Source organism: Rhodococcus sp. FG69 (assembly GCF_057808915.1).
In genome coordinates this window covers 37556-61668 of the sequence record NZ_JBMDIX010000037.1, presented here as the reverse complement: position 1 = coordinate 61668, position 24113 = coordinate 37556, and the positions used below count along the sequence as shown (strand labels likewise).

Below are 24113 nucleotides of genomic sequence, written 5' to 3'. Positions count from 1 at the left end.
ATGACCGAGAATGTGGATACCACGGGCATCGATGCCGAGTTCACGCGCGCCGGCCTGGTCGAGAACAACACCGCGCTTCCGAAGCGAGCGAACCGCCGAGGTGAGCAGACACGCGACAAGATCATCGCAGCCGCGACCGAGTGCTTCACCGAATACGGGTACACCCGGACTCGGATTTCCGACATCACCCACCGAGCCGACACTGCGCAAGGCAACTTCTACCGTCACTTCACCGGACTGGACGACGTGTTCCTCGCGGCCCTACGACCGGCTTTGGAAGAACTGTCGAACTCGCGGGGCCGACCCGACCGCGCACATGGCGAGCTTGCCTCGCTCATCGAGGTCAACACGACCTACTTGCAGACCTATGCGCGCCACCGACACATGCTGCGATTGCTGCGTGAAGCCGGTGCAGCGAGTGCGAACGAGGGATTCCAGCAGCTGTGGCTGAACCTGCGGTCGGACTATGTCGCACGAACGAGGCGGTGGCTCGAGAGGCTGGCAGAAGCTGGTGTCGTCGAGAACCAGAATTTCGAACTGCTCGCCGAGACACTCGGCTGCATGACCGAGCAGTTGGCCTACGTCCACATCGGACTTCCCACCAGTACACCGAAGCGTGAGCGGATCGACGAACTCGGGAAGATACTCGGCGAGGTATGGCATCGATCTCTTCCGCTGAAGGCAGGTGCGGAATGACTGTCGTCGAACCGCGGCTCCTGGGCGTGGAAGTCGAGATTCACGACGTCGTGCAGGAGACCGCCGACGCCATCTCGATCGTGTTCGACACGGACTTCACCTACACGCCCGGACAATTCCTCACCTTGCGGATACCGAGCGAGCAGACCGAGTACGTCGCTCGCTGCTACTCGCTTGCGAGCTCACCCGCCACGGAGGCGAAGCCGAAAGTCACCGTCAAGCGCACGCGAGAGGGATATGCATCGAACTGGCTGTGCGACAACGCCAAGCCCGGACTCACGCTCCGGGTCCTGCCGCCGACCGGCACGTTCACGGCGGCAACCATCGACCACGATCTCGTACTGTTCGCGGGCGGCAGCGGCATCACTCCCGTCATCTCGATCCTGAAGTCGGCGCTGGCTTCCTTGAATGTCGACGTGGCACTGTTCTACGCGAACCGGGATCGAGAATCCGTCATATTCGACGGGGAACTGTCGAACCTCCAGGCCCGCCACAGTGGTCGTTTCAGCATCGAACATTGGCTCGAGTCCGATCGCGGCATCCCCTCTGCAGAGCAGTTGCGGGACTACGCGTCGGGCTTCACCGACCGCCACGCGTACATCTGCGGACCCGGACCGTTCATGTCTGCGGTGGAATCGACCTTGCACCAACTGAATTTCCCGAGCAAACATGTACACATAGAACAATTCGTGTCGTTGACCGGTGACCCGTTCGTCTTGTGTCTCGAATCGTCGACGTCCAGTAAGTCGTCGACGGTGTCGGTCGAATTGGACGGCGAAGTACATTCGGTGGACTGGCCGGCCGAATCCACGCTGATCGATGCACTGCTCTCCGCGGGGATCGATGCGCCGTATTCCTGCCGTGAGGGCGAATGTGGCTCGTGCGCATGCACGTTACGATCGGGCACTGTCGACCCCGGCATCTTCACCGCACTCTCTGCCGAGGATGTAGAAGATGGATACATTCTGGCGTGTCAAGCTACGCCGACCAGCGATCACCTCGAAGTCGAGTTCTGACTCCGGACCGGTCCAAATCCGAAGTGTCTCGACGAAGTCGGACACCGTGTCGCCACTTTAGCGCGGATGCGCTGACGCCGACTGTTTCTGCGTGCGACCACACGTGTGAACCGCCGAAATGGCGACGGTCCGCCATCTGCGACATCGAAGCAAAGGATGTGAAGTATGAATGCCACCACAGTGGATGGACTCGATTGCGTGCGTGTGCGCGAATGGCTCGAAACAGTCGAGACCACCTGTGCCGTAGGCGCATTGACAGCTCGACTCATCGCAGGTGGACGCTCGAACCCGACCTACGAGCTCACCGACGGTTCGAACTTCTGGATCCTACGACGCCCACCCCGCGGACACGTTCTACCTACCGCCCACGACATGGGCCGCGAGTACCGCGCATTGTCATCACTCGCCGGGACGTCGGTACCGGTCCCCCGAACCGTCGGACTGTGTCAGGACCTGAACGTCATCGGCGCACCGTTCTACGTCATGGACAAACTTCACGGAACCACCTTGCGCACCCAACACGACACTGCCCAGCTCACCCGAACCCAACGCGCAGGTCTCGCCGACTCGATGATGACAACCCTCGCCGATCTGCATTCCATCGATCCGGCAGGAGTCGGTCTGAGCGAGTGGGGCAACCCTGACGGCTTCCTCACTCGCCAGCTCCACCGCTGGCAGCGCCAGTGGGACGCATCGGCCACCAGCGAGCGGCCCGAAGTGGCCGAGCTGCACAGCCGTCTCACTGCATCCCTACCGACACGAAGCTATCCGGGAATCGTGCACGGAGACTTCAAGATCGACAACATGATGGTCGACACCTCCGATCCCACCTGCATCCTGGGCGTACTCGACTGGGAGATGTCGACCCTCGGCGACACCGTCACCGACCTCGGCATCCTGTGCTCCTTCTGGGATCACGAGGACGAGTTCTTCAACCCCATCACCGCCGGCGCCACCGCGCTGCCCGGATTCCCGACCCGCGACGAGCTGGTACAGCGCTATCTGACCACCCGCAGCATCGACGTACCGAACATCGACTGGTACCTCGTCTTCGCCGATTTCAAAATAGCGGTGATTCTCGAGGGCATCCACGCACGACACGCACAGGGACACACCCAGGGCGAGGACTTCGCCGACGTCGGCGACATGGTCGGACCACTCCTCGGTCGCGCTCTCGAACGCGCCTCCGCATCGCACGTGCCCGGCCTCACCGGCTGATACACCAGGAAGAAACCTATGACACACGCCCTGAACACATCGGCCATGCCTGCCGTCGTCGACGTAGCTTCGCTCGACCTCAGACCCTCGGCGAAAGCGCTCGAACTACGCGCCACGCTCGTCGACTTCATGCATTCCCACGTCTTCCCCGCCGAACACGAGTACGAAAGCTACCGCGCAGCAGCGGGTCCAGGCGACAGCACGCTACCCCCCGTAGTCGAGGCGCTCAAGAACGAAGCACGAGCGCGCGGGCTGTGGAATCTGTTCCTCCCCGCCTACTCTGGAATCAGCCAACTCGACTACGCCGGCCTCGCCGAAATCACTGGATGGAGTTTGCATCTGGCACCCGAAGCAACCAACGGGCAAGCCCCCGACACCGGCAACATGGAACTGCTGCACCTGTTCGGAACGCTGGAACAACAGACCCGCTGGCTCGAGCCGTTGAAAGACGGCCAGATCCGCTCGGCGTTCTCGATGACCGAACTCGACGTCGCCAGCTCCGATGCCACCAACATCCAAACCCGCATCCACCGTGAGGGCGACGACTACGTAATCAACGGCCGCAAATGGTGGACCAGTGGCGCATCCGATCCGCGCTGCACCCTCCTGATCGTCATGGGCAAAACCGATCCCGACGCCGTGACCCACCGACAGCAATCGATGGTGCTGGTACCGATCGATACCCCCGGGGTCACCATCGTCCGCGACGTTCCAGTCTTCGGCCGATACGATCAACACGGCCACTGCGAAGTCGTCTACGACAACGTCCGCGTCCCGGTGAGCAACATCCTCGGCGAAGAAGGCGCAGGCTTCGCCATCGCCCAGGCCCGCCTGGGCCCGGGCCGCATCCATCACTGCATGCGAGCCCTCGGCGCTGCCGAACGCGCACTCGCACTGATGGTCTCGCGTGCGCAGTCTCGAGTGGCATTCGGTTCGGCACTCGTCGAACAAGGCGTGATCAAAGCCCAGATCGCGGAGTCACGCATCGCCATCGACCAAGCACGGTTGCTCTGCCAGTACGCCTCGAAAATCACCGACGAACACGGCAACAAGGCAGCCGCACCCTACGTGTCAGCAGCGAAAGTATCGGTACCGCGCGTTGCACTCGACGTCATCGACCGCGCCATCCAAGTACACGGCGGCGCCGGAATGAGCGACGATGTACCCCTCGCCGCGATGTACGGCTGGCACCGCGCCATGCGCATCTTCGACGGACCCGACGAAGTCCACCTGCGCACCATCGCCAAAGCCGAACTCGAGAAGCAATCGCAGTAACCACTTCGAGTAGTTCCGGCTAGTTCTCACAATGCCGGTGCCAAGCGAAGAATCGAACGAACAAGGAGCATGTTGTGAGTACCGCAGTCATCATCGACGTCATCCGAACACCCTCGGGCAAGGGCAAGCCAGGCGGCGCTCTCTCCGAAATCCACCCCGCGACACTGCTCGCGGACTTGCTCCGCACACTCGTCGACAAACACGACCTGGATCCAGCACGGATCGACGACGCCATCACCGGCTGCGTCACCCAATCCGGTGAACAAGCCGTCAACATCGGACGCACCGCAGTACTGGCAGCGGGGTTCCCCGACTCCGTACCCGCAACGACAATCGATCGCCAATGCGGATCGAGCCAGCAGGCCGCCGCCTTCGCCGCACAAGGAATCGCCTCAGGGATGTACGACATCGCGATTGCATGCGGTGTCGAATCGATGTCCCGCGCCCCGATGTTCTCCAACGTCGGTGACAAGGACCCCTCCATCGGACCCCTCGCTGCCCGCTACCCCGACGGCCTCGTATCCCAGGGAATCGGCGCAGAACTCATCGCAGCTCGCTGGAAGTTCGATCGTGAACAACTCGACGCCTACGCAGCGCGTTCGCACCGGCTCGCCGCAGCTGCCGCCGAACGCCTGCAGTTCGATCAAATCGCGGCGGTCCACACAGCCACCGGCCTGGTCAGCGTGGACGAGACCGTACGCCCAGCAACCACCCACGACTCCCTCGCCGCCCTCATACCCGTATTCCAGTCCCACGCCATCTCTGCCCGGTTCCCGGAGATCGACTGGTCCATCACCGCCGGCAACTCCTCGCCGCTGACCGATGGCGCCTCAGCAGCACTGATCATGAGCGAACACACCGCAGCGGCACTCGGACTGACCCCCCGCGCCCGCTTCCACAGCTTCGCCGTCGCCGGCAGCGATCCGCTCCTTATGCTGACCGGCCCGATCCCGGCGACCGAGAAGATCCTCGCACGCTCCGGACTGCGACTCGAGGACATCGATACCTACGAGGTCAACGAAGCCTTCGCACCGGTACCGCTGATGTGGCAGAGCCACTTCGACACCGACCCCGACAAGCTGAACCCAGCGGGCGGCGCGATCGCGCTCGGCCACCCCCTGGGCGCCTCGGGCGGGCGACTGCTGGCATCGATGCTCACCTACCTCGAAGCCACCGGAGGCCGCTACGGACTGCAAACCATGTGCGAGGGCGGCGGCATGGCCAACGCCACTATCATCGAACGACTCTGACGAAGGAACCACCATGAGCAACACCCGATTCGACGGAATCACCGCAGTCATGTCAGGCGGCAGCCGCGGCATCGGTCTCGCGATCGCAACCGAACTGGCACGTGGAGGCGCGAACCTGGTGCTGTTGGCGAAGACCGACAACCCCGACCCTCGACTACCCGGCACTATTCACACTGCGGTCGCCGAGATCGAAGCTGCAGGCGGTCAGGCCGTCGGTGTCGTCGGCGACGTCCGCAACGACGAGGATGTTGCACGTGCCGCACGCACAGCAGCCGAGACCTTCGGCGGCATCGACATTTGCATCAACAATGCAAGCGTCCTCAACCTCTCCGGCACCGAAGACCTACCGCTCAAGCGGTTCGACCTCATCCAGCAGGTCAACGTCCGTGGCACCTTCGCACTCACCCAAGCGTGCCTGCCGCACCTGAAGAAATCCGCGTCAGGTCACATCCTGACGCTGTCGCCACCACTGAACATGTCCGAGAACTGGCTCGGAAAACACCCCGGATACACACTCGGAAAATACGGAATGACACTGCTCGCGTTGGGATTCGCCGCAGAATTCAAAGACGCAGGCATCGCCAGCAACTGCCTGTGGCCCGAAACCACCATCGCCACCGCCGCAGTCAAGAACCTCCTCGGCGGCGAAGAAGCGACCGCACATGCGCGCAGCCCCCAGGTCATGGCCGACGCGGCAGCTGCCGTGCTCTCGCACACACCGGGCTATCGCACCGGCCGCGCCCTGATCGACGTCGACGTCCTCACCGAAGCCGGAATCACCGACCTCACTCCCTACGGCGGAACCGAACCACTCGACTACGACATTTTCGTCGACCCACGCTGATTCACGTATTACTGCCGTTCTCGGCAACCGGCATCAACGACAGGAAGCAGGAACATGAAGATCGACACTATCGTCGCACTGGTCACCGGCGGAGCATCCGGCCTGGGCCTCGCAACGACGCAGGCTTTGATCGATGCAGGAGCACACGTCGGAATCCTGGATCTGCCGAGTTCCCCCGGACCATCCGTCCAAGATGAACACTCGGGGTCGGTGACGTTCCTACCCGGAGACGTCACATCCACCGAAGACGTCACCGGTGCACTCGACGCCCTGGCCGAGCGCGGGCCGCTGCGCGTCGTCGTGAACTGTGCGGGTGTCGGCCCTCCCGGAAAGGTGCTCGGCAAGAACGGCCCGCTGCCGATGGAGGACTTCGAGCGAATCGTCCGCATCAACCTGTTCGGAACGTTCAACGTGATCAGACTTGCGTCCGAGCGGATCGCAACGACCGACAGCGTGGACGGTGAGCGCGGCGTCGTCGTGAACACCGCATCCGTCGCGGCGTTCGACGGGCAGATCGGACAGCCGGCCTACGCGGCATCGAAGGGTGGCATCGTCTCGATGGCGCTGCCCATCGCTCGCGAACTCGCCCGACATCAGATTCGGGTAGCCACGATCGCTCCAGGAATCTTCGCCACGCCGTTGCTCGCAACACTGCCCGAGGACGCGAAAGCGTCGCTCGGTGCGCAGGTTCCGCACCCGTCACGCCTCGGAGATCCCGCCGAATTCGGCGCCCTGGTACGCCACATCGTCGAGAATCCCATGCTCAACGGGGAGGTCATTCGTCTCGACGGCGCTATCAGGATGGCACCACGATGACTGCAGCAGTGGACTCGATCCGGTACAACTTCGGCGCGGACGGAATCGCGAGAATCCATCTGAACAGGCCCGATGCGTCGAACGCTCTCGACCCTGAACTTGCCTCGGCGTTGGAAGCTGCCGTCGACGCTCTTGCAGCAGAACCCGACGCCCGCGTGCTCGTCCTGTCTGGGGACGGGAAGAACTTCTGTGCAGGCGGGGACGTCGAACGAATGGCTGCGGCACCGGACACTCCCGCTTTCTTGGCTGACCTCGCCGGCACAGTGCATCGCGCTCTTGTGAAGCTCGACTCGCTACCGATCACTGTCGTTGCAGCCGTACGCGGCGCGGCTGCCGGAGCCGGGCTCGGACTGGTGTTGGCTGCGGACTTCGTGGTGGCTGGGCCGTCGAGCAAATTCGCCGCCGCCTATTCGGCGGTCGGATTGTCCCCCGATTGCGGGGTCTCGGCGCTGCTCCCCCGCGTGGTCGGATTACGTCGCGCGATCCAGATGCTTCTCGCCGCACACGTGGTCTCGGGGGCCGAAGCACTCGACTGGGGTTTGATCTCCGATCTCGTCGACGACGACGATGTCGAGTCACGGGCGAACGAACTGGCGGAAGTACTTGCACAGTCAACGTTCCCGGCAGGCGGACAGACCCGACGCCTAGTGCGTGCGTCCTTCGCACGGAGCTACGCAGAGCACCTCGAGGACGAGGCCCGAACGATCGCAGCCGTCGGTTCCTCCGACAGTGCCCGGTCGCGGTTACAGGCGATCAGTTGTCGAGCTGAATCTGGGTAAGGACCTGTGCTGTCGGAGGGAAGGAAGCCAACCCATCGGCGAAGGTCGGGTAGACGCCGTTGAGAGCGTAGAACGCGACAACCACGTCCTTTCCACTTGCCGTCGTCATGTACCCGGCCTGCCCGGCGGCGACGAACATGGACTGCATCGCTCCGACATCGGGACGCGCGCTCAGTCCACTCTTGACCAATATCTTCCCGTCGTGGTTGATGTCGGGAAGCCCTTCTTTCAGCTTGTCGCCCCACGGCTGGTCGTGGATCCAGGTGAGCCAGCGAACCATCGCCGACGGGGTGGCCGAAGCCGGGTCGGACCCTTCACCGTCGTAGATCTCCACCGTGCCCGGGTCGATGCCGGCCGGTCCGAATTTGTCGATCACCGTCGTCAGACCGTCTTCGCATTCGCGGGATCCTGCTTTGACCGCAAGGAGGCAGAGCAGTGTTTCCGCTCCCCGGTTGTGGCTGATCTTCAGGACGAGTTTGGTGAGAATGCTGGTGGGCGGAGATACGAGCGAGGCGACCTTGCTTGCGTCGGTGTACGCCGTGTCGGCAGGAAGCGTGCCGGTGGCGTTGTCCAGTGGGGTGTCGATCGTGACGCCCGCGCGTCGGAGCGCCTCGATAAACAGCGCTCGGGCGTAGGCCGCGGGGTCGGGAGCGAAGACGGTCAAATCGAGCTGCTTGGAGTCGACGGGTACGTTGCCGCTCACCACGACGCGGTTTCCGGCTCCGAGTGTGGCCGTCGCCGTGGATGCGCTCCCGGCCGCGCTGGTCACAGCCTCGTTGACCACCTCGTAGAAACCGGTCTGCGGGCGCGTGGTCATGGCGACCGGATCGCCCGCATTCGCGCCAGGATCGACCAGAATGTCGAGCAAGTTGTCGTTGACCATGATCGAGGTCACGACGCCTTCTTTGGTCTCGAACGGATCCCACAGCCTGTCATCGACGAGCACATCGCCTTCGATGGTTGTAATCCCCTTGGCGACGACGTCCTTGGCCAGCGTGTCGAGTCCGGCGAGTGGATCGGCTTCAACGGGTTGTGAGGTCGGGATCGCGTAGGCATAGATGTGGTCGTCGGGATCGATGTACTGCAAGTCCCCGTCGAGCACTCCCCGACTGCCCAAGATGAAGTCGCCGGCGCCGACGAGCACCAGGTCGCCCGTGAGAGTGGAGCCGTCGCGCGCGCCGACGGAATAGACCGGTGTTTCGAGCGTCGAATCCGCGCCGAACTCGTCGAGATACGTACCTGTGCTGAATAGTTTGGTCGTAGAGCCGAGAAAGTTGAGAGTGTTCTCGTTGCTCGCATAGAGAGTGTCGCCGCTGCCGAGCTCGACGGCGTTCCAGTGCCACGCTCCGTGAGTGAACGGTGCAGAATTCACCACTGCGAGTGCGTCGTCGGGCAATTCCCCTGATGTCGTCGAGTCGCCCGAGCCACACGCAGCGAGTACCAGCACGCCGGACATGAAGGCTGAACCGAACAACCGCGAACGGACGCGGAATTTTGCCGAATGTCCTGCTCTGCAACGGTTCACTGAACGTACAGGCAACATGGTCGACTTCCTTTCGGCAGGAAATCTGACGATACGCCTGTTTGACCACGTCAGAGGCGGTTCCGAGGTGTCGAGGCATCGACGACAGCTTCGAAGGTGTCCACCGCGAGCTCGATCACTTCGTCGAGTTCGAGGCCGGGCGTATCGAAGTATGCATCTGCCGTCCGATCGAGAAAGCCGGTCCATCCCGAGATTGCCGCACCTTGCAGCGGGGTCAAGGGATCCGGGAGACCTGCCAAGGCCGCTACCTGTCGTGCGCCATCGGCCCGGGCTTCTCGGACGGCATCTTCGACGAGCGAATCGCCGAGTTCACCTTCGCGGACGACGCGGATGTACAGGGCGCGATGGCGCTCGAGGAACTCGATGTGGCGGCGCACGAAACCCTCGATGCGATCTCTGACGGAGTGCTCACCGTCTTCGGGCTCCTGAGATTCGGCCAACTTGGTCAGGACGTCGGCCAGCGCTGCTGCCACCAGGCCTTGTTTGTCGGTGAAGTAATAGAACAGCAACCCGTGCGCTACGCCTGCTCGGCGCGTGATCGCACCTGCGCTGATGTCGACGCTGTTGCCTTCGGACAGCAGTTCGATCGCTGCGTCGATCAACGCCTGGCGCCGATCTCGCCTGGGACGGGCGCGGCGTGACCGCTCTGCACCGTGGGATGCGTTCGTCGACACCGATCCGACTGTAGTGCACGAGAGAAGTCATCTATTGACCTTCGATCAAATTATTGACTGGCAGTCAAAGCAGACGTAGCGTCGGCCACACACAGGTGACCGGATGGAAGGTCGTTCGATGAAAACGACGCAGGAAGCGCACAGTACGACGACGCCGCGGGTGGCACCCGACTACATCGCCCACTGGGTGGTGAAGTCCGCCCGTACCAAGGAGATGGTGAGTTGGTACGGCACGGTCTTCGGTGCCGAGATCGCTTACCAGGATGACGGGATAACCTTCTTGACCTGGGACGACGAGTCGCATCGTCTGGCAATCATTGCCGTGCCCAAGGCGGTGCGGTTCCTCTTCCCTTTGGCCAAGTTCAGGCGCAAGGCATACGGGATCGACCACATCGCGTTGACTTTCGTCTCGCTCGAACGGCTCCTCGAGAACTACGTACGACTCAAGCGTCTGGGCATTGTCCCGGTGTGGTCCATCAACCACGGGCCCACTATCTCGCTCTACTACGAGGATCCTGACGGGATTCGCCTCGAGTTCCAGGTCGAGAACTTCGACCCCGACAACACCGCAGCGTTCTTCTTCACCGAAGAGTTCGCGAAGAACCCGATCGGCGTCAACATCGACCCCGACTACCTGCTCAGCCAGCTACGCAACGGCGTGCCCCACGAACAACTTCGCCGGCGGGAAGCAGGCACTCGGCCAGGGCATCCGGTGATCGCGAACAAGAACACCATCACGCCGAAAACTCTGTGATCGAAGTAGTCCGTGAACGAACAAGGGGGAGAAATACTCACATGCCAGTCAACGTAGTCCGCACAGCCAACGGTTGGTGGCGTCTGGATGGCGACCGCGCAATACGCATCGACACCGCGGCCCAGACCACCGGACAGCTGCTCGCCGAGCGCAGCGCCATCACCGCCGCGTCGGGTCCCGGCACGAGTGTCGCCGACCTCGAGCTCGTCTCTCCCATCACCGCCCCGTGCCGGGTGGTGGCGCAGCTGCTCAACTATCGGTCGCATGCCATCGACGCCGGGTCCGACCCGAAGACTCTGCAGCCCACATTCTTCCGTAAGTCGTCGGCCTCGATCAGTGGACCCAACGATCCCATCAGACAGCCACCTGAGGTCGCTTTGCTCGATTACGAGATCGAGTTGGGGATCGTGGTCGGAGCAGAGATTCCGATCGGAACCACGGTCACCGACGACACGCTGTCGAAGTACGTCGCTGGGTTGGTGGTGGCCAACGACGTTTCTGCACGTGAGATCCAGCTGACCAAAGTGCAGGTCTACGAGAGCAAGTCGTATCCCACGTTCACGCCACTCGGTCCGCGGTTGGTGCTCCTCGACAACGACGAACTGCGCCGAATTCCCGAGTTGCACATGAGCCTGGCCGTCAACGGAGAATCGCGTCAGGATCAGACGATCGGCAACGACCTGATCACGCCGCCCGCAGAAGCGCTCACCAGGTTGGCCCGGTTCCAGAACATGACCACAGGTGATGTGCTCCTGACCGGCACCCCCATCGGCACCGCCATTTCCGCACCACCGAGGATCGTGCAGAAGGTCGGCGAGTTGATTCCGCCCGCGCTGAAGTGGAAGCTCTTCTTCGCCCGTCAGGCGAAGAATCCCAAGTACCTGTCGGTGGACGACGTCGTGACCGCCGGCATCCGGACCGCCGACGGTGCCATAGATCTAGGCATGCAGAGGACCGTCGTCCGATGACCGCACCCGTCGTCATCGTCGGAGCGGGGCCGGCGGGAGCCACTGCTGCACTTCTGCTGGCTCGCAGAGGGATTCGGAGCGTGGTCCTCGAGCGTCGGGAGAAGCCCCTGTTCCATCCGGCCGCGCATGTCATCAATGCCCGAACACTCGAGATCTGGAACGAGTACAGCCCGGAGTTGGCGAAGTCGATCGCTGCGATGTCGCCGCCGCACGAGACCGTCAACTTGATCAGCTGGTACGGCGCTCTGGCCGAGGACGTGATCGGGTCGATCGACCTGCTCTCGGACCCCGAACGCAAAGCCATCGTCGAGAGCCAGAGCCCCTTCATGGTTTCCCACATCGGCCAGCACATCCTGATGCCTGTGCTGTGGGATGCACTCGAGGCCGAGCCGCTGGTCGAGTTCCGCAGGGGGGTGAGCGTCCAGTCGGTCGACTCGACCGCAGACGGTGTTCGTGTCACGGTGCCAGGAGGATCCTCCGACGTACGGGGCCAGTACGTGCTCGCGTGCGACGGCGCGAACAGTGCGACCCGTGATGCAGCCGGAATCTCTTTGTCCGGGCCGGTGCTGGCGAACATGGGTAGCGCGTTCTTCACGTCGAAGACGCTGTTCCCCGACAATGCTCGCCCGTTGCTGAGTTGGATCTACACTCCCGACCTCTGCGGGGTGCTGATTGCGCACGCCGACCACCGTTACATCCTGATGACGGCGTACCTGCATCCTGACCAGGAAATCGCCAGGGAGAGCCGGCAGTACTGGCTGAAGACACTGCCGAAAGTGCTGAACGGCAACGATTTCGAGCTGGAATCGACGGGAACGTGGGTGATGACGTCACAGACCGCCGAGAGTTTCCGGCGGGGGCGACTATTACTACTCGGTGATGCTGCACATCGCTTTCCGCACACCGGCGGCTTCGGTCTCAACTCGGGAGTGCAGGACGCTCACAATGTCGCATGGAAGCTCGACGCCGTCCTATCGGGGACCGCCTCGGATTCACTGCTGGATACCTACGACACCGAACGTCGTCCGGTTGTGGAGAAGTTCGCGGAACAGAGTGTGGCGAACCACTTTCGGATGGATGCTATCGGCAAGAAGGTGGGAATCACCAACGTCATGCTGGCAAAGGCCACTCAGGCGATGGGCCGCGCACCACTGAACAAGATCCCCGGTCGATTCATCGCCCCTCTCGCGGCCGCGGCAACGCGGAAGCAGATGGGCCGCTCACGCAGGCTGAATCCGCAGATCACCGGATCCGCCCGGTTGCGGCAGCAGATCGCCGACGCCATTCCGCTGCAGGTGGAACACTTCGTGTCCACCGGCTTGCAGTTCGGCTACCTCTACGCCAGTCCACTGATTGCACAGGACCCGTCGGCCAAACCGGCCGAGGATGTGGTCGACTATCTGCCCACGTCCTATCCAGGTGCCCGCCTTCCGCATGCGGTGCTGTCGGTGGACGGGACGCTCCTGGACGCGCACAACGCACTCGATCCGAACAAGTTGACACTGTTGACATTTGCCGGTGACGAATGGGTACCGGTGGTCTCCGAGCTCGTCGCTGCCGGTCCTGGGGTGGTTCCTGTCGTGGCTGACGCACCGACGGGGGCGGACCGCGAACAGCTGGTCGGGCTGTACGAGGTCGGAGACGTCGGTGCTGTCCTCGTCCGGCCCGATGGGCATGTCGCTTGGCGTACAAACAGATCGGCGTCCGAGGCTCGGGAGTCGCTCGCCGAGTTCTTACGCTCGCATTGGGGCGGCTACTTCACTGCATCTGCTGCCCAGTGACGTGACGGCGACTGCACGTCGGAGCACTGTCACAGCAGACTCCGTACTGCGCGTTCGAAACCATCGACGTGCGCGAGGGTGAGTTCCGACGCTGTTTCCTCGTCGCCGTCGACGATTGCTCGCAGCAGCGCTTCGTGCTCGCGAACGTGTAGTGCGATCTGCGGAAGGCGGTCGATGAACAAGGACCAGATACGCGTGGCATGGGCGTCGAGGCCGATGAGAATATCTTCGAGATGTGCGTTTCCTGCAGCCCGGTAGATCGCGCGGTGGACCTGGACGTCTTTCCGCAGAACGTCCTTTGGCTGTTCGTCATCACGGATACCGGCGACGTCGTCGGCCAACTGCAGCAGGGCGCGACGAACATCGGGAGTGGCTGTGCGAGCGGCACGTCCAGATGCCAGCGGTTCCAAGTGCCGTCGTATCTCGGAGATCGACGAAAGATCGGTCATGTCGACCGCAGTGGCAAACGTGCCTCGACGCGGGTACGCCACGACGAGGCGATCCCGCTCGAGGCGCTTGAGCGCCTCACGTACAGGGGTCCTGCCGTAGCCGAGGTCTGCACCTAGTTTTTCGTCGTTGATGGGGTCGCCGGGCTTGATATCGAGCAACACGAGCCGTTCCTGAATGATGTCGTAGGCGTGATCGGCGCTCGTCTTGTCGGTGTCGGTCGCCGCAACGGTCGTCGCCCTCGTCATCGTCATCTCCCCGGTCTACTTCTTCGCCTCGTCTTGACCCCGATCCGATCTGACCATACTCTACGGGGAAGTTGATATATCAGTCTACTTTCACCGTTCGCCCAGGAGGGGTTTCATGACTGCCGAAGCGCCCCAGCCTCCCGGTTCGCAATTGCCCGAGCACCCGGACTTCCTCTGGCGAAATCCGCAACCGAAAAAGAACTACGACGTCGTCATCGTCGGCGGTGGCGGCCATGGTCTCGCTACCGCGCACTACCTCGCCAAGAACCACGGCATTACCAATGTGGCGGTGCTCGAGAAGGGGTGGCTCGCGGGCGGCAACATGGCTCGCAACACCACGTTGATCCGATCGAACTATCTGTGGGACGAAAGCGCGAACATCTACGAGCACTCGCTCAAGCTGTGGGAGGGACTCGAAGAGGACCTCGACTACCCCATTCTGTTCAGTCAGCGCGGCGTTCTCAATCTCGCACACAGCCTCCAGGATGTCCGCGACAGTGTCCGTCGCGTCGAAGCCAACAAGCTCAACGGCATCGATGCCCAGTGGGTCGAACCGGACGAAGTCAAGAAACTCTGTCCGCTGGTGAACATTTCCGAGGACATCAGGTATCCGGTCCTCGGCGCCACATACCAACCTCGGGCCGGAATCGCCAAGCACGACTACGTCGCGTGGGGGTTCGCGCGCCGAGCCGACGCCGCAGGCATCGACATCATTCAGAACTGCGAAGTGACCGGTTTCGTCACCGATGGCAACACAGTGACCGGTGTGCGCACGACGCGGGGCGACATAGGCGCCGGCCAGGTCGCGCTGTGCGCCGCGGGGCACACCACGACGCTGACCGACATGCTCGGTTTCAAGACCCCTGTTCAGTCGCATCCACTGCAGGCGCTCGTCTCGGAACTCCTCGAACCTGTCCACCCGACGGTGGTCATGTCCAATGCAATCCACGTGTATGTCTCCCAGGCACACAAGGGTGAACTCGTGATGGGCGCCGGGGTGGACTCGTACAACGGGTACGGACAGCGCGGTGCCTTCCACATCATCGAGCGTCAGATGGCTGCGGCGGTCGAACTGTTCCCGGTGTTCGCCCGAGCGCACCTGCTGCGCACCTGGGGTGGCATCGTCGATGTATGTCCGGACGCCTCCCCCATCGTCGGCCGGACCCCGTACGACAACGTCTTCCTCAATTGCGGTTGGGGCACAGGCGGTTTCAAGGCGACGCCGGGGGTGGGTTGGTGCCTGGCGGACACCATGGCGAACGATGAGCCGCACCCGTACATTGCACCGTTCGGCCTCGACAGATTCGTTACCGGTGCTCTCGTCGACGAGCACGGCGCCGCCGCCGTCGCGCACTGAGAAGGAGCGAAGACATGCAACTCATCGAATGTCCGTGGTGCGGACCGCGCGAGGAAACCGAATTTCACTACGGCGGCCAAGCACACGTCGCGTATCCGGCCGACCCGGACACACTCTCCGACGAGGACTGGGCCCACTACGTGTTCTTCCGCAGCAACACCAAAGGGCTGTTCGCCGAGCGGTGGAGCCACAGTGCAGGATGCCGACGATGGTTCAACGCTGTGAGGGACACTGCCACCTACAGATTCCACAGCTTCTACCGCGTGGGCGAGCAGAAACCGGCGATATCGTGAGCACTTCGCACAGGGTCGAAAAGGGTGGGCGGATCGACCGAACCGCGTCTCTGACCTTCACCTTCGCAGGGCGCGAACTCACCGGACACCACGGCGACACCCTCGCATCGGCGTTGCTGGCCAACGGCATTCACCAGGTCACCACCAGCATCAAGATCGGACGCCCCCGTGGCATCACTGCCGCGTGGGCTGAGGACACCGGCGGACTGGTCCAGATCGAGGAACCGTTTCCCGAGCCGATGTTGCTGGCATCGACCGTCGAACTGTACGAGGGCCTTGTTGCACGCGGCATCCCGGGCCAGGGCCGTCTCGCTGACATCGCCGACTCGGCGCAGTACGACTCCGTGCATCGACACACCGATGTTCTGATCATCGGAGCTGGGCCTGCCGGTCTTTCGGCGGCATTGGTATCCGCGCGCGCAGGATTGCGCGTCGTGTTGATCGACGAGCAGTTCGAAGCGGGCGGAACACTTCTCGGCACCACCGACCGCATCGACGACTCCCCCGCGATGGATTGGGTTTCCGCAGTCGTGTCCGAGCTCGCCACGTACCCCGATGTTCTGCACCTGCAGCGGACGACTGCGTTCGGGAACTACGACGACGGTTTCGTTCTTGCATTGGAACGCCGGACCGATCATCTCGGCGCCGACGCTCCCACGCATGTGTCCCGTCAGCGTGTGTGGCGCGTGCGGGCGAAGCAAATCCTCATCGCCACGGGTGCACACGAACGTCCGATCGTGTTCAACGACAACGACCGCCCCGGAATCATGCTTGCCGGCGCAGCACGAACGTTCCTGCACCGCTACGGCGTCACGGTCGGCGACAAGGCAGTCTTATTCACCACCAACGACAGTGCGTACGCTGCCGCGGTCGATCTCGGGCGCATCGGCGTCCATGTCACCGTCGTCGACGCCCGGCCCACGGCGCCGCAGGCGTGGGTGTCACAGTGCCGCGAACTCGGCATCGACGTGCGGTCACAGTCCGTCGTCACCGGTACGCAGGGCCGCGAGCGCGTCACCCACGCCCTCGTGGCATCGACCTCGAACGATGATCTCGACTCCTCGGTATCACTCGAATGCGACGTGCTGCTGGTCAGCGGAGGCTGGAACCCAGCAGTGCACCTGTTCAGCCAGGCACGTGGGAAGCTCCGCTACGACGATCGACTCGGCGCCTTCGTCCCTGGTGAAGATCTGGAGGGTATTCGCGTCCTCGGTTCGGCCGCCGGCCTGTTCTCCCTTCGAGCCTGTATCGATGCGGGCCAGGAGTCGGCTGCGAAGGCAATCGTAGAACTGGGTCATTCGCCGGGAGAGTCGATGTCGACAGTGCAGACGATGAGCACCGACGGCGCATACCAAGACCCGCTCGTGCTGTGGCGTGTTACCGATGTTCAGAGCGAGCACACCCAGTTCGTGGATCTGCAACGCGACGCCACCGTCGCCGACATCGCCCGAGCGGTAGGCGCGGGCATGACGGCGATGGAGCACATCAAGCGCTACACCACGATCGGTACGGCACACGACCAGGGAAAGACCTCGGGCGTCATCGCGTCGGGCATCACTGCAGAACTGCTCGGCCGCCCGATAGAGACACTCGGCACCACCACGTTCAGGCCGCCGTACACTCCCGTCGCGTTCGCTGCACTGGCGGGACGGTCACGCGGCAGTCTGTTCGATCCGGAACGCGTTACAGCACTGCATGATTGGCATGTGGCCCGGGGGGCGGTGTTCGAGGACGTGGGCCAGTGGAAGCGTCCGCGTTACTATCCCCTCGCCGGTGAAGACATGGGTGCGGCTGTGTTACGTGAGTGTGCCGCTGCCCGAAGCGGTGTCGGGATCCTCGACGGTTCAACCTTGGGCAAGATCGACGTCTCGGGCCCCGACGCGGGCGTTCTGCTCGATCTGCTCTACACGAACATGATGAGCACACTCAAGGTCGGGATGGTTCGCTACGGTCTCATGTGCGGCGTCGACGGCATCGTCATCGACGACGGGACCGTGATGCGGCTCGACGAGGAGCGCTTCCAGGTGTTCACCACCACCGGCGGTGCGGCGATGATACTCGACTGGATGGAGGAGTGGCTGCAGACCGAGTGGCCCCATCTCGTCGTTCGTCTCACGTCGGTCACCGAACAGTGGGCGACGTTCCCCGTCGTCGGACCCAAGTCTCGAGCTGTCGTCGGCGCAGTGTTTCCCGATCTCGATGTCACCCAGGAGTCGTTTCCGTTCATGGCCTGGCGCGATGCCTACGTCGGTGGAGTGCACGTGCGCGTCGCTCGCATCAGCTTTTCCGGCGAGCTGGCTTTCGAGGTGAACGTCGACGGTTGGCACGCACCGGCAGTGTGGACGCGACTGCTCGACGCCGGCGAAGAGCACGGGATCACGCCGTACGGCACCGAGACGATGCATGTGCTGCGCGCCGAGAAGGGGTACCCCATCATCGGACAAGACACGGACGGAACGGTCACCCCGCAGGATCTCGGGATGAGCTGGGCCGTGTCGAAAAAGAAGAAGGACTTCGTAGGCAAGCGGTCGTTCGCGCGAACGGCGAACCGCGATCCGTTGCGCAAGCAGTTCGTAGGTTTGCTCCCCGTCGACAAGGCGACGGTTCTCCCTGAAGGCTCTCAGATCGTCGAGACCGTCGACGACGGTGTTCTCCCACCGCCGCCCGTACCCATGCTCGGCCACGTGACGTCGAGCTACGCGAGCGCGGCACTCGGTAGGCCGTTCGCACTCGCCCTGGTCAAGGGCGGGCATTCCCGTATCGGAGACACAGTGCACATTCCTGTCGGCGACCGATTGGTCGCGGCCGAAATCACCGGTTCCGTACTCGTCGACCCCGAAGGAGCGCGCCGAGATGGCTGACACCCTCGTCCCCATAAGTCCGCTGCACAACCTGACCGAACGCTTTGTTGCGCAACCAGAATCGGCGAAGCTCGCAGAGGAGGCCTTCACTGCGATGGCCGATCTGTGGGTCGACCCGGCAGGACCAGGCGGAGCGACAGTTGCTGCGGTCATCGGTGCAGACCTGCCGTCGACTCCCGGCACGTCCGTGAATACTCCGTCGGTGACAGTCATTTGGCTGGGCCCACAAGAGTGGCTGGTCACCACCCAGACGCGGTCCAGCGTGGAGTTGGAGGCAGAACTTCAGGAAGCGGTCCGCCGACATGGCGGCGCTGCTACCGATGTGTCGGCGCAGCGCACGGTCATCCGGCTCTCGGGTAAGTATGCGCGACTGGTGTTGTCGAAGGGATGCTCGCTGGATCTGCACCCTTCCGTGTACCCCGAAGGTACCGCCCAGCAGACCATGCTTGCGCTTGCCGCAGTGGTGATCGTCGCGCTCGACGACGTCGGCACCGATTATCGACTTCTGGTTCGGTCGTCCTTCGCACGGTATCTGGCCGAGTGGCTGCTCGACGCATCCGCCGAGTTCTGAACATCTTCGCCGATACAGTCACCTACTTGAACACGACGGTTCGGTGTCCGTGCAGCAGCACGCGGTTTTCGCAGTGCCAGCGCACTGCACGAGAGAGCGCCAGGGCCTCGGCATCTTGGCCAACGGTCGCCAACCGTTGCGGATCGTAACTGTGGTCGATGCGAATCACTTCCTGCTCGATGATCGGGCCTTCGTCGAGGTCCGGCGTCACGTAATGTGCCGTTGCCCCAACCTGTTTCACGCCGCGGTCAAACGCCTGGTGGTAGGGTTTCGCACCCTTGAATCCGGGCAGAAAGGAATGGTGGATATTGATGGCGCGACCGTGCAGCTTTCGGCAAGCGTCGTCGGACAGGATCTGCATGTAGCGGGCGAGGACGACCAGGTCGGCGTCGAATTCGTCGATGATCTCGAACAATCTCTGCTCTGCCTGACCCTTGTTGGTGGGGTCGACTGGAACGTGCAGGAACGGCAGGCCGGCTGCCTCTGCCATCGGTCGCAGGTTTTCGTGGTTGGAGACGACGGCAACAAGTTCGGCGCCCAGTATCCGACCGCGCCATCGAAAAATCAGATCATTGAGGCAGTGCCCCATCCGCGAGACCATCACCACCGCACGCGGCAAACCGTCGCCGATGATGGTGAACGTCATCCCGAAGCGGGAGGCGACTTCGGCGAACCGGTCGGTGAGTTGAGCACTGTCGACGTCGTCGGAGGCGAACGAGGTACGGAGGAAGAACTCCGCTCCGAGTGCGTCGTCGAATTGTTGATGCTCGATGATGTCGCACGAGTTCTCGAAGAGGAACGAGCTGACCGCATGAACGATGCCGGAGCGCTGTCGACAGCTGAGCGTGAGCGTGTAGGTCTGACTCATGACAGTCTCCTTCGGCTTGATATACCAGTGTGAGATTACAGATCTATCAGCATTGCGCAAGATGGAGGTACTTGAGTGTTGAACCATTTCTCATGACGGTGCCGCCGATACCGGAGAGGGCAGCACGTAACCCCAGATGCAGATCGATGCGTTTGCGTCTCGACGCGCGCACTGATCGCCCTGCCCCACGGTCCCACCACTGATCCGGGCGGATGGGGGACGCCCCACTGACGCTCGATCAGGTCCGGCTGCCGAGGAGCACGTTCATCGCGTTCGGTGTTCACAGTGCGCCGGCGTCCGCGGACCACGCCGCACATCGCAATCAATCGGCCGACCTGATCACGCCCGACATCGTGACCAGCGCGTTTCATCGCATACCACAATGTGCGGACCCATAAAGGCGCCTGTCGGCCAGATAGAGCCGGTGCACGGCGTTCGCCGCGTACGCCTCATAGAGGGCCGTAGCTGAGATGGTGCCGCGTTTCTTGGCGGCGTAGTTCTCCTGATGAGATCAGTCTCCATCAGCCCCAGGACAGTTCATTCGCACAACGATCAAAGCTGCGCTATCGATTGGGCCTGCACCCGACCGGCACTCACGGTGAGGTGCATGAACCTCGAGTGTTCATCGACCCCGACAGTCATCCGCGTCGCCCGATCAACGACCCCCACCCGGGCCACCTGCCGGAGGTGTTCCCCCGCCTGACCCGTTCGCGGGGGGTGTTCCCCCGCCTGATCCACCTGCAGAGGGGGCGGCGGCGGTGTTCTGCGACTTCTCGGCTACACCGATTGTGATAGCCAACTTCATGCCAGACTGCGGAGTTCCTGTCGCAGTGGCCAACTCAGCATCCCACCCGTCACCGAAGACGTTGTCGGACGCCAAGGACGACTGCGAAAGGTTGCTGATGCTTTTCGCATAACCGTCGTCGTAGTCGAAGACCGTGGTGCACGCATCCTGCGGAACGGCTATTTGAGACGTCAAGCGAGCATTGTCGCCGGCGACGGCTGACTCGAGCGAATCGAACACCTCGAAATGGATATGTGGCCACCGACCCGAATAGCAGGCCGGGAATATCGATGAGAACGTCACAATTCCAGACGCGTCGGCCACCTGGACTCCGCGTAGATAGTTCTGGTCTGCGACATCGTACATCGAGTACTTGCCGTCTCTGTTGCAATGCCAGAGGTAGACAGCCATGCCCGCGCCTGGCCCGCAATCCGATGCTAGATCCTGCAAAGTCAACTGAATGGTGGTGGGGACACCGTCGGCGGTTCCGCTGTAGGAGTTGAAACTGCTGGTGATGTCCTGGCGAACTATTCCCGATTCGATCAACACGTTGGGTCCGTTGCTACCGTCACCGGGATAGGGACCTGCGGTCTCCTGAGGAGTCGCCGCAACGCAGGTGGTTCCGTCGGATGCTGCAGTAGCGGACGTCGAATTCGACGAGGACGTAGCCGCACTCGACGACGGATCCGACGAGCATGCAGCCAATGCAGTCGTTCCGGCTGCCGCACCGAGGAAGAACAACGCCTTGCGACGCGAGACCATCGTTCTGAGGTCGTATCCGAGCCCCCGGTCGTGTTCGTGGACCTCGTGGTCGGTATTTCGTGTCATCTTTCGTGCCTCCAGCTGTTCTCGACGTGAGAGGCAATCTCATCAACCGAACCTGCGAGCGAACTGCATGGTCGCTGGGATATTCCTGTGTGTCAGCCGCCAGGCAGCTGGGATCTGCGTCAATCGCACCAAGACGTCGATAGAGAGTACCGATGCAGGGAAGGCACGCTTGGATGGTCGGGCCGATCAACCGGCGCGTAGCCGGAACACCTACCGATTCGAATCCCGCTGCGATAAGCAATTTTCGGTCCTCGCCGTCGAACCGCTACGGGCGATCCCTCTTGGCTTGCCTTCGTTTGCCCGCCGCGATCGACGAGGCTTCGTATTTCTTGCGGCCGGGCGACGTCCTGGTCCTGTCGACACGGGGCTTGCCCGCCGACGTGACTTTACCTTTTGTGGTGCGTTCCTCATCGGGAGCCGGCGACGATCTACGTGCGCGAGCAAGACGTTCTTCCTTGAGGTCGCGAGCGGTATCTCGAGATACCGCAGCCAACCGACGACTTACCCTGCTGAGTGCGTCTTCGAAGACTTCCGCCTTGCCTGCGTTTCGCGAGTTCGCTGCCTTGCCCGCACCGCGGGCACCTTTGGCGTCGACCTTGGCTGCACCGGCACGACGATACAGCTTGACGTACTTGTTTCGGCCTCGTCGAATTCGAGTGTGCAGATCTATCAAGTCGTCCTCGGATAGATCTGCCATCTCCGACTTGGTGGTTTCCCGAATCAAGACGTATTCGTCCTCGGACAAGGAATTCAATAGCTTCTTCATGCCGAATCCAATCCTTCGTCGGCCTTCGAGCGTAACCCGCATGGGTTCCATAGGAACCGGTTTCGGAGCGGCCGAGTTGGTGGGACCAACCAGGCTTCACAACAGCCGCGCGAGCCTCTTCTTCGTGCGATTGCGGGCCGCGATCCTGCGAACCATCGGCGACGGGGCAGCCTCGAGTGCTTCGAACATCGGCAACCCACGCGCAGGTTCCGCGGCCACCGCAACACTCCACGCATAGCTCAACGTTTGCTCGAGGCCGCGCCACTGATCGGTACGGGGCTGTCCTTCTGTCTCGGACAGCGTTGTCGTCGAGACAGCACATGCATCCAGAGCCGCGGCACACATTTCGCGGGACTTCAGCAATCGAGGTTCGCAGATGGCCTCGACCGCCGCACGCACTACTGCGGGATCGGGGCTGCGGACCCATCTGTGTACCAACTCAGCAACAGCAATCGGGTTGTCGACTGCGGCAAGCTGCAGACCGCGCACGGCCCCCTCGCGCAGACGCCACCGCGAATCACGGACATAACCAGCCAGCTGATCGAGTTCCGGGTCGGCCTGCGTTACCTGGGACATGCACGCTCGAGCAATCCCCGCCACACCGCACATCGCAAGATACTCATCCTGAGAGTCAGCGAGCCGAAGAAGGGTCCGACGCGGCAATGACGCCGCTGCCTCATCGACCAATGTGAGATTCGCGCGCGGCCCAGGTATCCCCGACTCACGCCGCAAGTAATCACAGAGTTCATCATCTTCGAGCGCCGCGAGATCGACCTTCGCCATGATGCGCATCGTCCTCCCTTACGTCCCGATCGAATACACCGACATCGTTCTTGGACGATATACGGGGCGTCGCGATGAGTTTTTCTCTCCGGTGCAGTCTGATCTGCATGGGCAGACTCATCTATGGCTTCAACGTATCGGTGGACGGATACATCAACGACGCACAAGGCAGCATCGACTTCTCCGATCCGAGCGAAGAATTGCACCAATATTGGAACGACTTCGAGCGGGAGACCGCCCTCTCGTTCTACGGGAGGCGGCTCTACGAGTTGATGGCCGATTACTGGCCGACCGCCGACAAGGCCCCGGACGCCACACCTATGATCGTCGACTTCGCGCATATCTGGCGAAGCATGCCCAAGGTCGTGTTCTCGCGCACCCTGGAGTCCGTCAACTGGAACTCCCGTCTGGAACGCGGCGACCCGGTCGAGGTGGTCACGAAGCTGAAAGCCGAAACCGACGGAAGCCTGGAGGTCGCCGGCGCGACGCTGGCAGCACCGATCGTGCAGGCCGGACTGGTGGACGAGTACCGGATCGTAGTCTCCCCCACCGCTGTGGGCGGCGGTACACCGTTCTTCCCGACACTGCCGTCATGGATCTCGCTGCGACTGCTGGAAAACCGTACTTTCCCGGGCGGCACGGTCCTGTTGCGCTACGGGGCGAAACACGACTGATCGGATGCACAGCTAGGTA

23 protein-coding genes and 1 pseudogene are annotated in these 24113 nt (G+C 62.5%); 16 read left to right on the top strand and 8 right to left on the bottom strand.

Annotated elements, in window-relative coordinates; genetic code table 11:
* The 8 genes from ACODSO_RS23535 to ACODSO_RS23500 all read left to right on the top strand — a co-directional run bounded on the left by ACODSO_RS23535 (window position 1) and on the right by ACODSO_RS23500 (window position 7894).
* Window positions 1-696, top strand: coding sequence for a TetR/AcrR family transcriptional regulator (locus ACODSO_RS23535; protein WP_489039086.1), 696 nt, complete (start codon window positions 1-3; stop codon window positions 694-696).
* On the top strand, window positions 693-1712 hold the full coding sequence (locus ACODSO_RS23530; RefSeq protein WP_489039085.1) for a 2Fe-2S iron-sulfur cluster-binding protein: 1020 nt from the start codon (window positions 693-695) through the stop codon (window positions 1710-1712). Before ACODSO_RS23535 ends, ACODSO_RS23530 begins: the two co-directional genes overlap by 4 nt.
* A 165-nt stretch (window positions 1713-1877) precedes the next feature.
* A complete protein-coding gene (locus ACODSO_RS23525; RefSeq protein WP_489039084.1) occupies window positions 1878-2930 on the top strand; it encodes a phosphotransferase family protein in 1053 nt (350 codons plus the stop codon).
* Window positions 2931-2948: 18 nt separating this feature from the next.
* A complete protein-coding gene (locus tag ACODSO_RS23520; RefSeq protein WP_489039082.1) occupies window positions 2949-4205 on the top strand; it encodes an acyl-CoA dehydrogenase family protein in 1257 nt (418 codons plus the stop codon).
* Window positions 4206-4279: 74 nt separating this feature from the next.
* A complete protein-coding gene (locus ACODSO_RS23515; RefSeq protein ID WP_489039081.1) occupies window positions 4280-5455 on the top strand; it encodes a thiolase family protein in 1176 nt (391 codons plus the stop codon).
* Between the two features lie 13 nt (window positions 5456-5468).
* Window positions 5469-6299 carry an SDR family oxidoreductase gene (locus ACODSO_RS23510; RefSeq protein WP_489039080.1) on the top strand — a complete coding sequence of 277 codons (831 nt, stop codon included), beginning with the start codon at window positions 5469-5471 and terminating at the stop codon, window positions 6297-6299.
* A 54-nt stretch (window positions 6300-6353) separates the two neighbouring features.
* Window positions 6354-7115: an SDR family NAD(P)-dependent oxidoreductase gene (locus ACODSO_RS23505; RefSeq protein ID WP_489039079.1), complete on the top strand. Its 762-nt coding sequence runs from the start codon at window positions 6354-6356 to the stop codon at window positions 7113-7115.
* Window positions 7112-7894 carry an enoyl-CoA hydratase/isomerase family protein gene (locus tag ACODSO_RS23500; RefSeq protein WP_489039077.1) on the top strand — a complete coding sequence of 261 codons (783 nt, stop codon included), beginning with the start codon at window positions 7112-7114 and terminating at the stop codon, window positions 7892-7894. Before ACODSO_RS23505 ends, ACODSO_RS23500 begins: the two co-directional genes overlap by 4 nt.
* Here ACODSO_RS23500 and dacB read toward each other — a convergent pair.
* Both dacB and ACODSO_RS23490 read right to left on the bottom strand, forming a co-directional pair.
* Entirely contained in the window at window positions 7869-9350 is a 1482-nt protein-coding gene (gene dacB / locus ACODSO_RS23495) for a D-alanyl-D-alanine carboxypeptidase/D-alanyl-D-alanine endopeptidase (RefSeq protein WP_489039076.1), read from the bottom strand. The genes ACODSO_RS23500 and dacB overlap by 26 nt on opposite strands.
* 137 nt (window positions 9351-9487) lie before the next feature.
* On the bottom strand, window positions 9488-10111 hold the full coding sequence (locus tag ACODSO_RS23490) for a TetR/AcrR family transcriptional regulator (RefSeq protein WP_489039075.1): 624 nt from the start codon (window positions 10109-10111) through the stop codon (window positions 9488-9490).
* A 118-nt stretch (window positions 10112-10229) separates the two neighbouring features.
* On the opposite strand from ACODSO_RS23490, the gene ACODSO_RS23485 reads away from it, so the two are divergent.
* From ACODSO_RS23485 to ACODSO_RS23475, 3 genes are read left to right on the top strand one after another with little or no spacing between them, the layout of a single operon-like run.
* Complete coding sequence (locus ACODSO_RS23485) at window positions 10230-10865, top strand: VOC family protein (protein WP_489039074.1); 636 nt, start codon at window positions 10230-10232, stop codon at window positions 10863-10865.
* A gap of 41 nt (window positions 10866-10906) precedes the next feature.
* A complete protein-coding gene (locus tag ACODSO_RS23480) occupies window positions 10907-11833 on the top strand; it encodes a fumarylacetoacetate hydrolase family protein (RefSeq protein WP_489039072.1) in 927 nt (308 codons plus the stop codon).
* Complete coding sequence (locus tag ACODSO_RS23475) at window positions 11830-13614, top strand: FAD-dependent monooxygenase (RefSeq protein WP_489039071.1); 1785 nt, start codon at window positions 11830-11832, stop codon at window positions 13612-13614. Before ACODSO_RS23480 ends, ACODSO_RS23475 begins: the two co-directional genes overlap by 4 nt.
* Before the next feature lie 29 nt (window positions 13615-13643).
* Here ACODSO_RS23475 and ACODSO_RS23470 read toward each other — a convergent pair whose 3' ends face one another.
* Window positions 13644-14309 carry a GntR family transcriptional regulator gene (locus tag ACODSO_RS23470; RefSeq protein ID WP_489039070.1) on the bottom strand — a complete coding sequence of 222 codons (666 nt, stop codon included), beginning with the start codon at window positions 14307-14309 and terminating at the stop codon, window positions 13644-13646.
* A 115-nt stretch (window positions 14310-14424) separates the two neighbouring features.
* On the opposite strand from ACODSO_RS23470, the gene ACODSO_RS23465 reads away from it, so the two are divergent.
* Genes ACODSO_RS23465 through ACODSO_RS23450 form a run of 4 tightly spaced genes read left to right on the top strand, consistent with a single transcriptional unit; the run spans window position 14425 to window position 19391 of the window.
* A complete protein-coding gene (locus ACODSO_RS23465; protein WP_489039069.1) occupies window positions 14425-15666 on the top strand; it encodes a sarcosine oxidase subunit beta family protein in 1242 nt (413 codons plus the stop codon).
* Window positions 15667-15680: 14 nt separating this feature from the next.
* Complete coding sequence (locus tag ACODSO_RS23460) at window positions 15681-15959, top strand: sarcosine oxidase subunit delta (RefSeq protein WP_489039068.1); 279 nt, start codon at window positions 15681-15683, stop codon at window positions 15957-15959.
* Window positions 15956-18820 carry a 2Fe-2S iron-sulfur cluster-binding protein gene (locus ACODSO_RS23455; protein WP_489039067.1) on the top strand — a complete coding sequence of 955 codons (2865 nt, stop codon included), beginning with the start codon at window positions 15956-15958 and terminating at the stop codon, window positions 18818-18820. Before ACODSO_RS23460 ends, ACODSO_RS23455 begins: the two co-directional genes overlap by 4 nt.
* On the top strand, window positions 18813-19391 hold the full coding sequence (locus ACODSO_RS23450; protein ID WP_489039066.1) for a sarcosine oxidase subunit gamma: 579 nt from the start codon (window positions 18813-18815) through the stop codon (window positions 19389-19391). The genes ACODSO_RS23455 and ACODSO_RS23450 overlap by 8 nt, the downstream gene beginning before the upstream one ends.
* A gap of 22 nt (window positions 19392-19413) precedes the next feature.
* On the opposite strand, the gene purU is transcribed toward ACODSO_RS23450, so the two are convergent.
* The 5 genes and pseudogenes from purU to ACODSO_RS23425 form a co-directional block, all read right to left on the bottom strand.
* Window positions 19414-20259 (bottom strand): formyltetrahydrofolate deformylase, encoded by an 846-nt coding sequence (purU, locus tag ACODSO_RS23445; protein WP_489039065.1) that lies wholly within the window; start codon window positions 20257-20259, stop codon window positions 19414-19416.
* Window positions 20260-20452: 193 nt separating this feature from the next.
* Window positions 20453-20755 (bottom strand): annotated as a pseudogene (locus tag ACODSO_RS23440) (IS3 family transposase); the annotation flags it as partial.
* 159 nt (window positions 20756-20914) lie between these two features.
* Window positions 20915-21871 (bottom strand): dioxygenase family protein, encoded by a 957-nt coding sequence (locus tag ACODSO_RS23435; protein WP_489039064.1) that lies wholly within the window; start codon window positions 21869-21871, stop codon window positions 20915-20917.
* 265 nt (window positions 21872-22136) lie between these two features.
* On the bottom strand, window positions 22137-22637 hold the full coding sequence (locus ACODSO_RS23430; RefSeq protein WP_489039063.1) for a hypothetical protein: 501 nt from the start codon (window positions 22635-22637) through the stop codon (window positions 22137-22139).
* Window positions 22638-22733: 96 nt separating this feature from the next.
* The gene (locus tag ACODSO_RS23425) at window positions 22734-23420 is read right to left on the bottom strand and encodes a HEAT repeat domain-containing protein (protein WP_489039062.1); all 687 of its coding nucleotides are present in this window, start codon (window positions 23418-23420) and stop codon (window positions 22734-22736) included.
* Window positions 23421-23527: 107 nt separating this feature from the next.
* Here ACODSO_RS23425 and ACODSO_RS23420 point away from each other — a divergent pair, with 107 nt between their 5' ends.
* Window positions 23528-24094, top strand: a complete 567-nt coding sequence (locus ACODSO_RS23420) for a dihydrofolate reductase family protein (RefSeq protein WP_489039061.1) — start codon at window positions 23528-23530, stop codon at window positions 24092-24094.
* Window positions 24095-24113 lie beyond the last annotated feature (19 nt).

What these genes read in the sequence shown, in the direction of transcription:
- ACODSO_RS23510 (WP_489039080.1), top strand. Translation starts at nt 5,469, where the DNA reads ATGAGCAACACCCGATTCGACGGAATCACCGCAGTCATGTCAGGCGGC.
- ACODSO_RS23420 (WP_489039061.1), top strand. Translation starts at nt 23,528, where the DNA reads ATGGGCAGACTCATCTATGGCTTCAACGTATCGGTGGACGGATACATC.
- purU (WP_489039065.1), bottom strand. Translation starts at nt 20,259, where the DNA reads ATGAGTCAGACCTACACGCTCACGCTCAGCTGTCGACAGCGCTCCGGC.
- ACODSO_RS23435 (WP_489039064.1), bottom strand. Translation starts at nt 21,871, where the DNA reads ATGACACGAAATACCGACCACGAGGTCCACGAACACGACCGGGGGCTC.
- ACODSO_RS23505 (WP_489039079.1), top strand. Translation starts at nt 6,354, where the DNA reads ATGAAGATCGACACTATCGTCGCACTGGTCACCGGCGGAGCATCCGGC.
- ACODSO_RS23465 (WP_489039069.1), top strand. Translation starts at nt 14,425, where the DNA reads ATGACTGCCGAAGCGCCCCAGCCTCCCGGTTCGCAATTGCCCGAGCAC.
- ACODSO_RS23470 (WP_489039070.1), bottom strand. Translation starts at nt 14,309, where the DNA reads ATGACGAGGGCGACGACCGTTGCGGCGACCGACACCGACAAGACGAGC.
- ACODSO_RS23530 (WP_489039085.1), top strand. Translation starts at nt 693, where the DNA reads ATGACTGTCGTCGAACCGCGGCTCCTGGGCGTGGAAGTCGAGATTCAC.
- ACODSO_RS23475 (WP_489039071.1), top strand. Translation starts at nt 11,830, where the DNA reads ATGACCGCACCCGTCGTCATCGTCGGAGCGGGGCCGGCGGGAGCCACT.
- ACODSO_RS23460 (WP_489039068.1), top strand. Translation starts at nt 15,681, where the DNA reads ATGCAACTCATCGAATGTCCGTGGTGCGGACCGCGCGAGGAAACCGAA.
- ACODSO_RS23480 (WP_489039072.1), top strand. Translation starts at nt 10,907, where the DNA reads ATGCCAGTCAACGTAGTCCGCACAGCCAACGGTTGGTGGCGTCTGGAT.
- ACODSO_RS23425 (WP_489039062.1), bottom strand. Translation starts at nt 23,420, where the DNA reads ATGGCGAAGGTCGATCTCGCGGCGCTCGAAGATGATGAACTCTGTGAT.
- ACODSO_RS23525 (WP_489039084.1), top strand. Translation starts at nt 1,878, where the DNA reads ATGAATGCCACCACAGTGGATGGACTCGATTGCGTGCGTGTGCGCGAA.
- ACODSO_RS23430 (WP_489039063.1), bottom strand. Translation starts at nt 22,637, where the DNA reads ATGAAGAAGCTATTGAATTCCTTGTCCGAGGACGAATACGTCTTGATT.
- ACODSO_RS23450 (WP_489039066.1), top strand. Translation starts at nt 18,813, where the DNA reads ATGGCTGACACCCTCGTCCCCATAAGTCCGCTGCACAACCTGACCGAA.
- ACODSO_RS23485 (WP_489039074.1), top strand. Translation starts at nt 10,230, where the DNA reads ATGAAAACGACGCAGGAAGCGCACAGTACGACGACGCCGCGGGTGGCA.
- ACODSO_RS23535 (WP_489039086.1), top strand. Translation starts at nt 1, where the DNA reads ATGACCGAGAATGTGGATACCACGGGCATCGATGCCGAGTTCACGCGC.
- ACODSO_RS23500 (WP_489039077.1), top strand. Translation starts at nt 7,112, where the DNA reads ATGACTGCAGCAGTGGACTCGATCCGGTACAACTTCGGCGCGGACGGA.
- dacB (WP_489039076.1), bottom strand. Translation starts at nt 9,350, where the DNA reads ATGTCCGGCGTGCTGGTACTCGCTGCGTGTGGCTCGGGCGACTCGACG.
- ACODSO_RS23520 (WP_489039082.1), top strand. Translation starts at nt 2,949, where the DNA reads ATGACACACGCCCTGAACACATCGGCCATGCCTGCCGTCGTCGACGTA.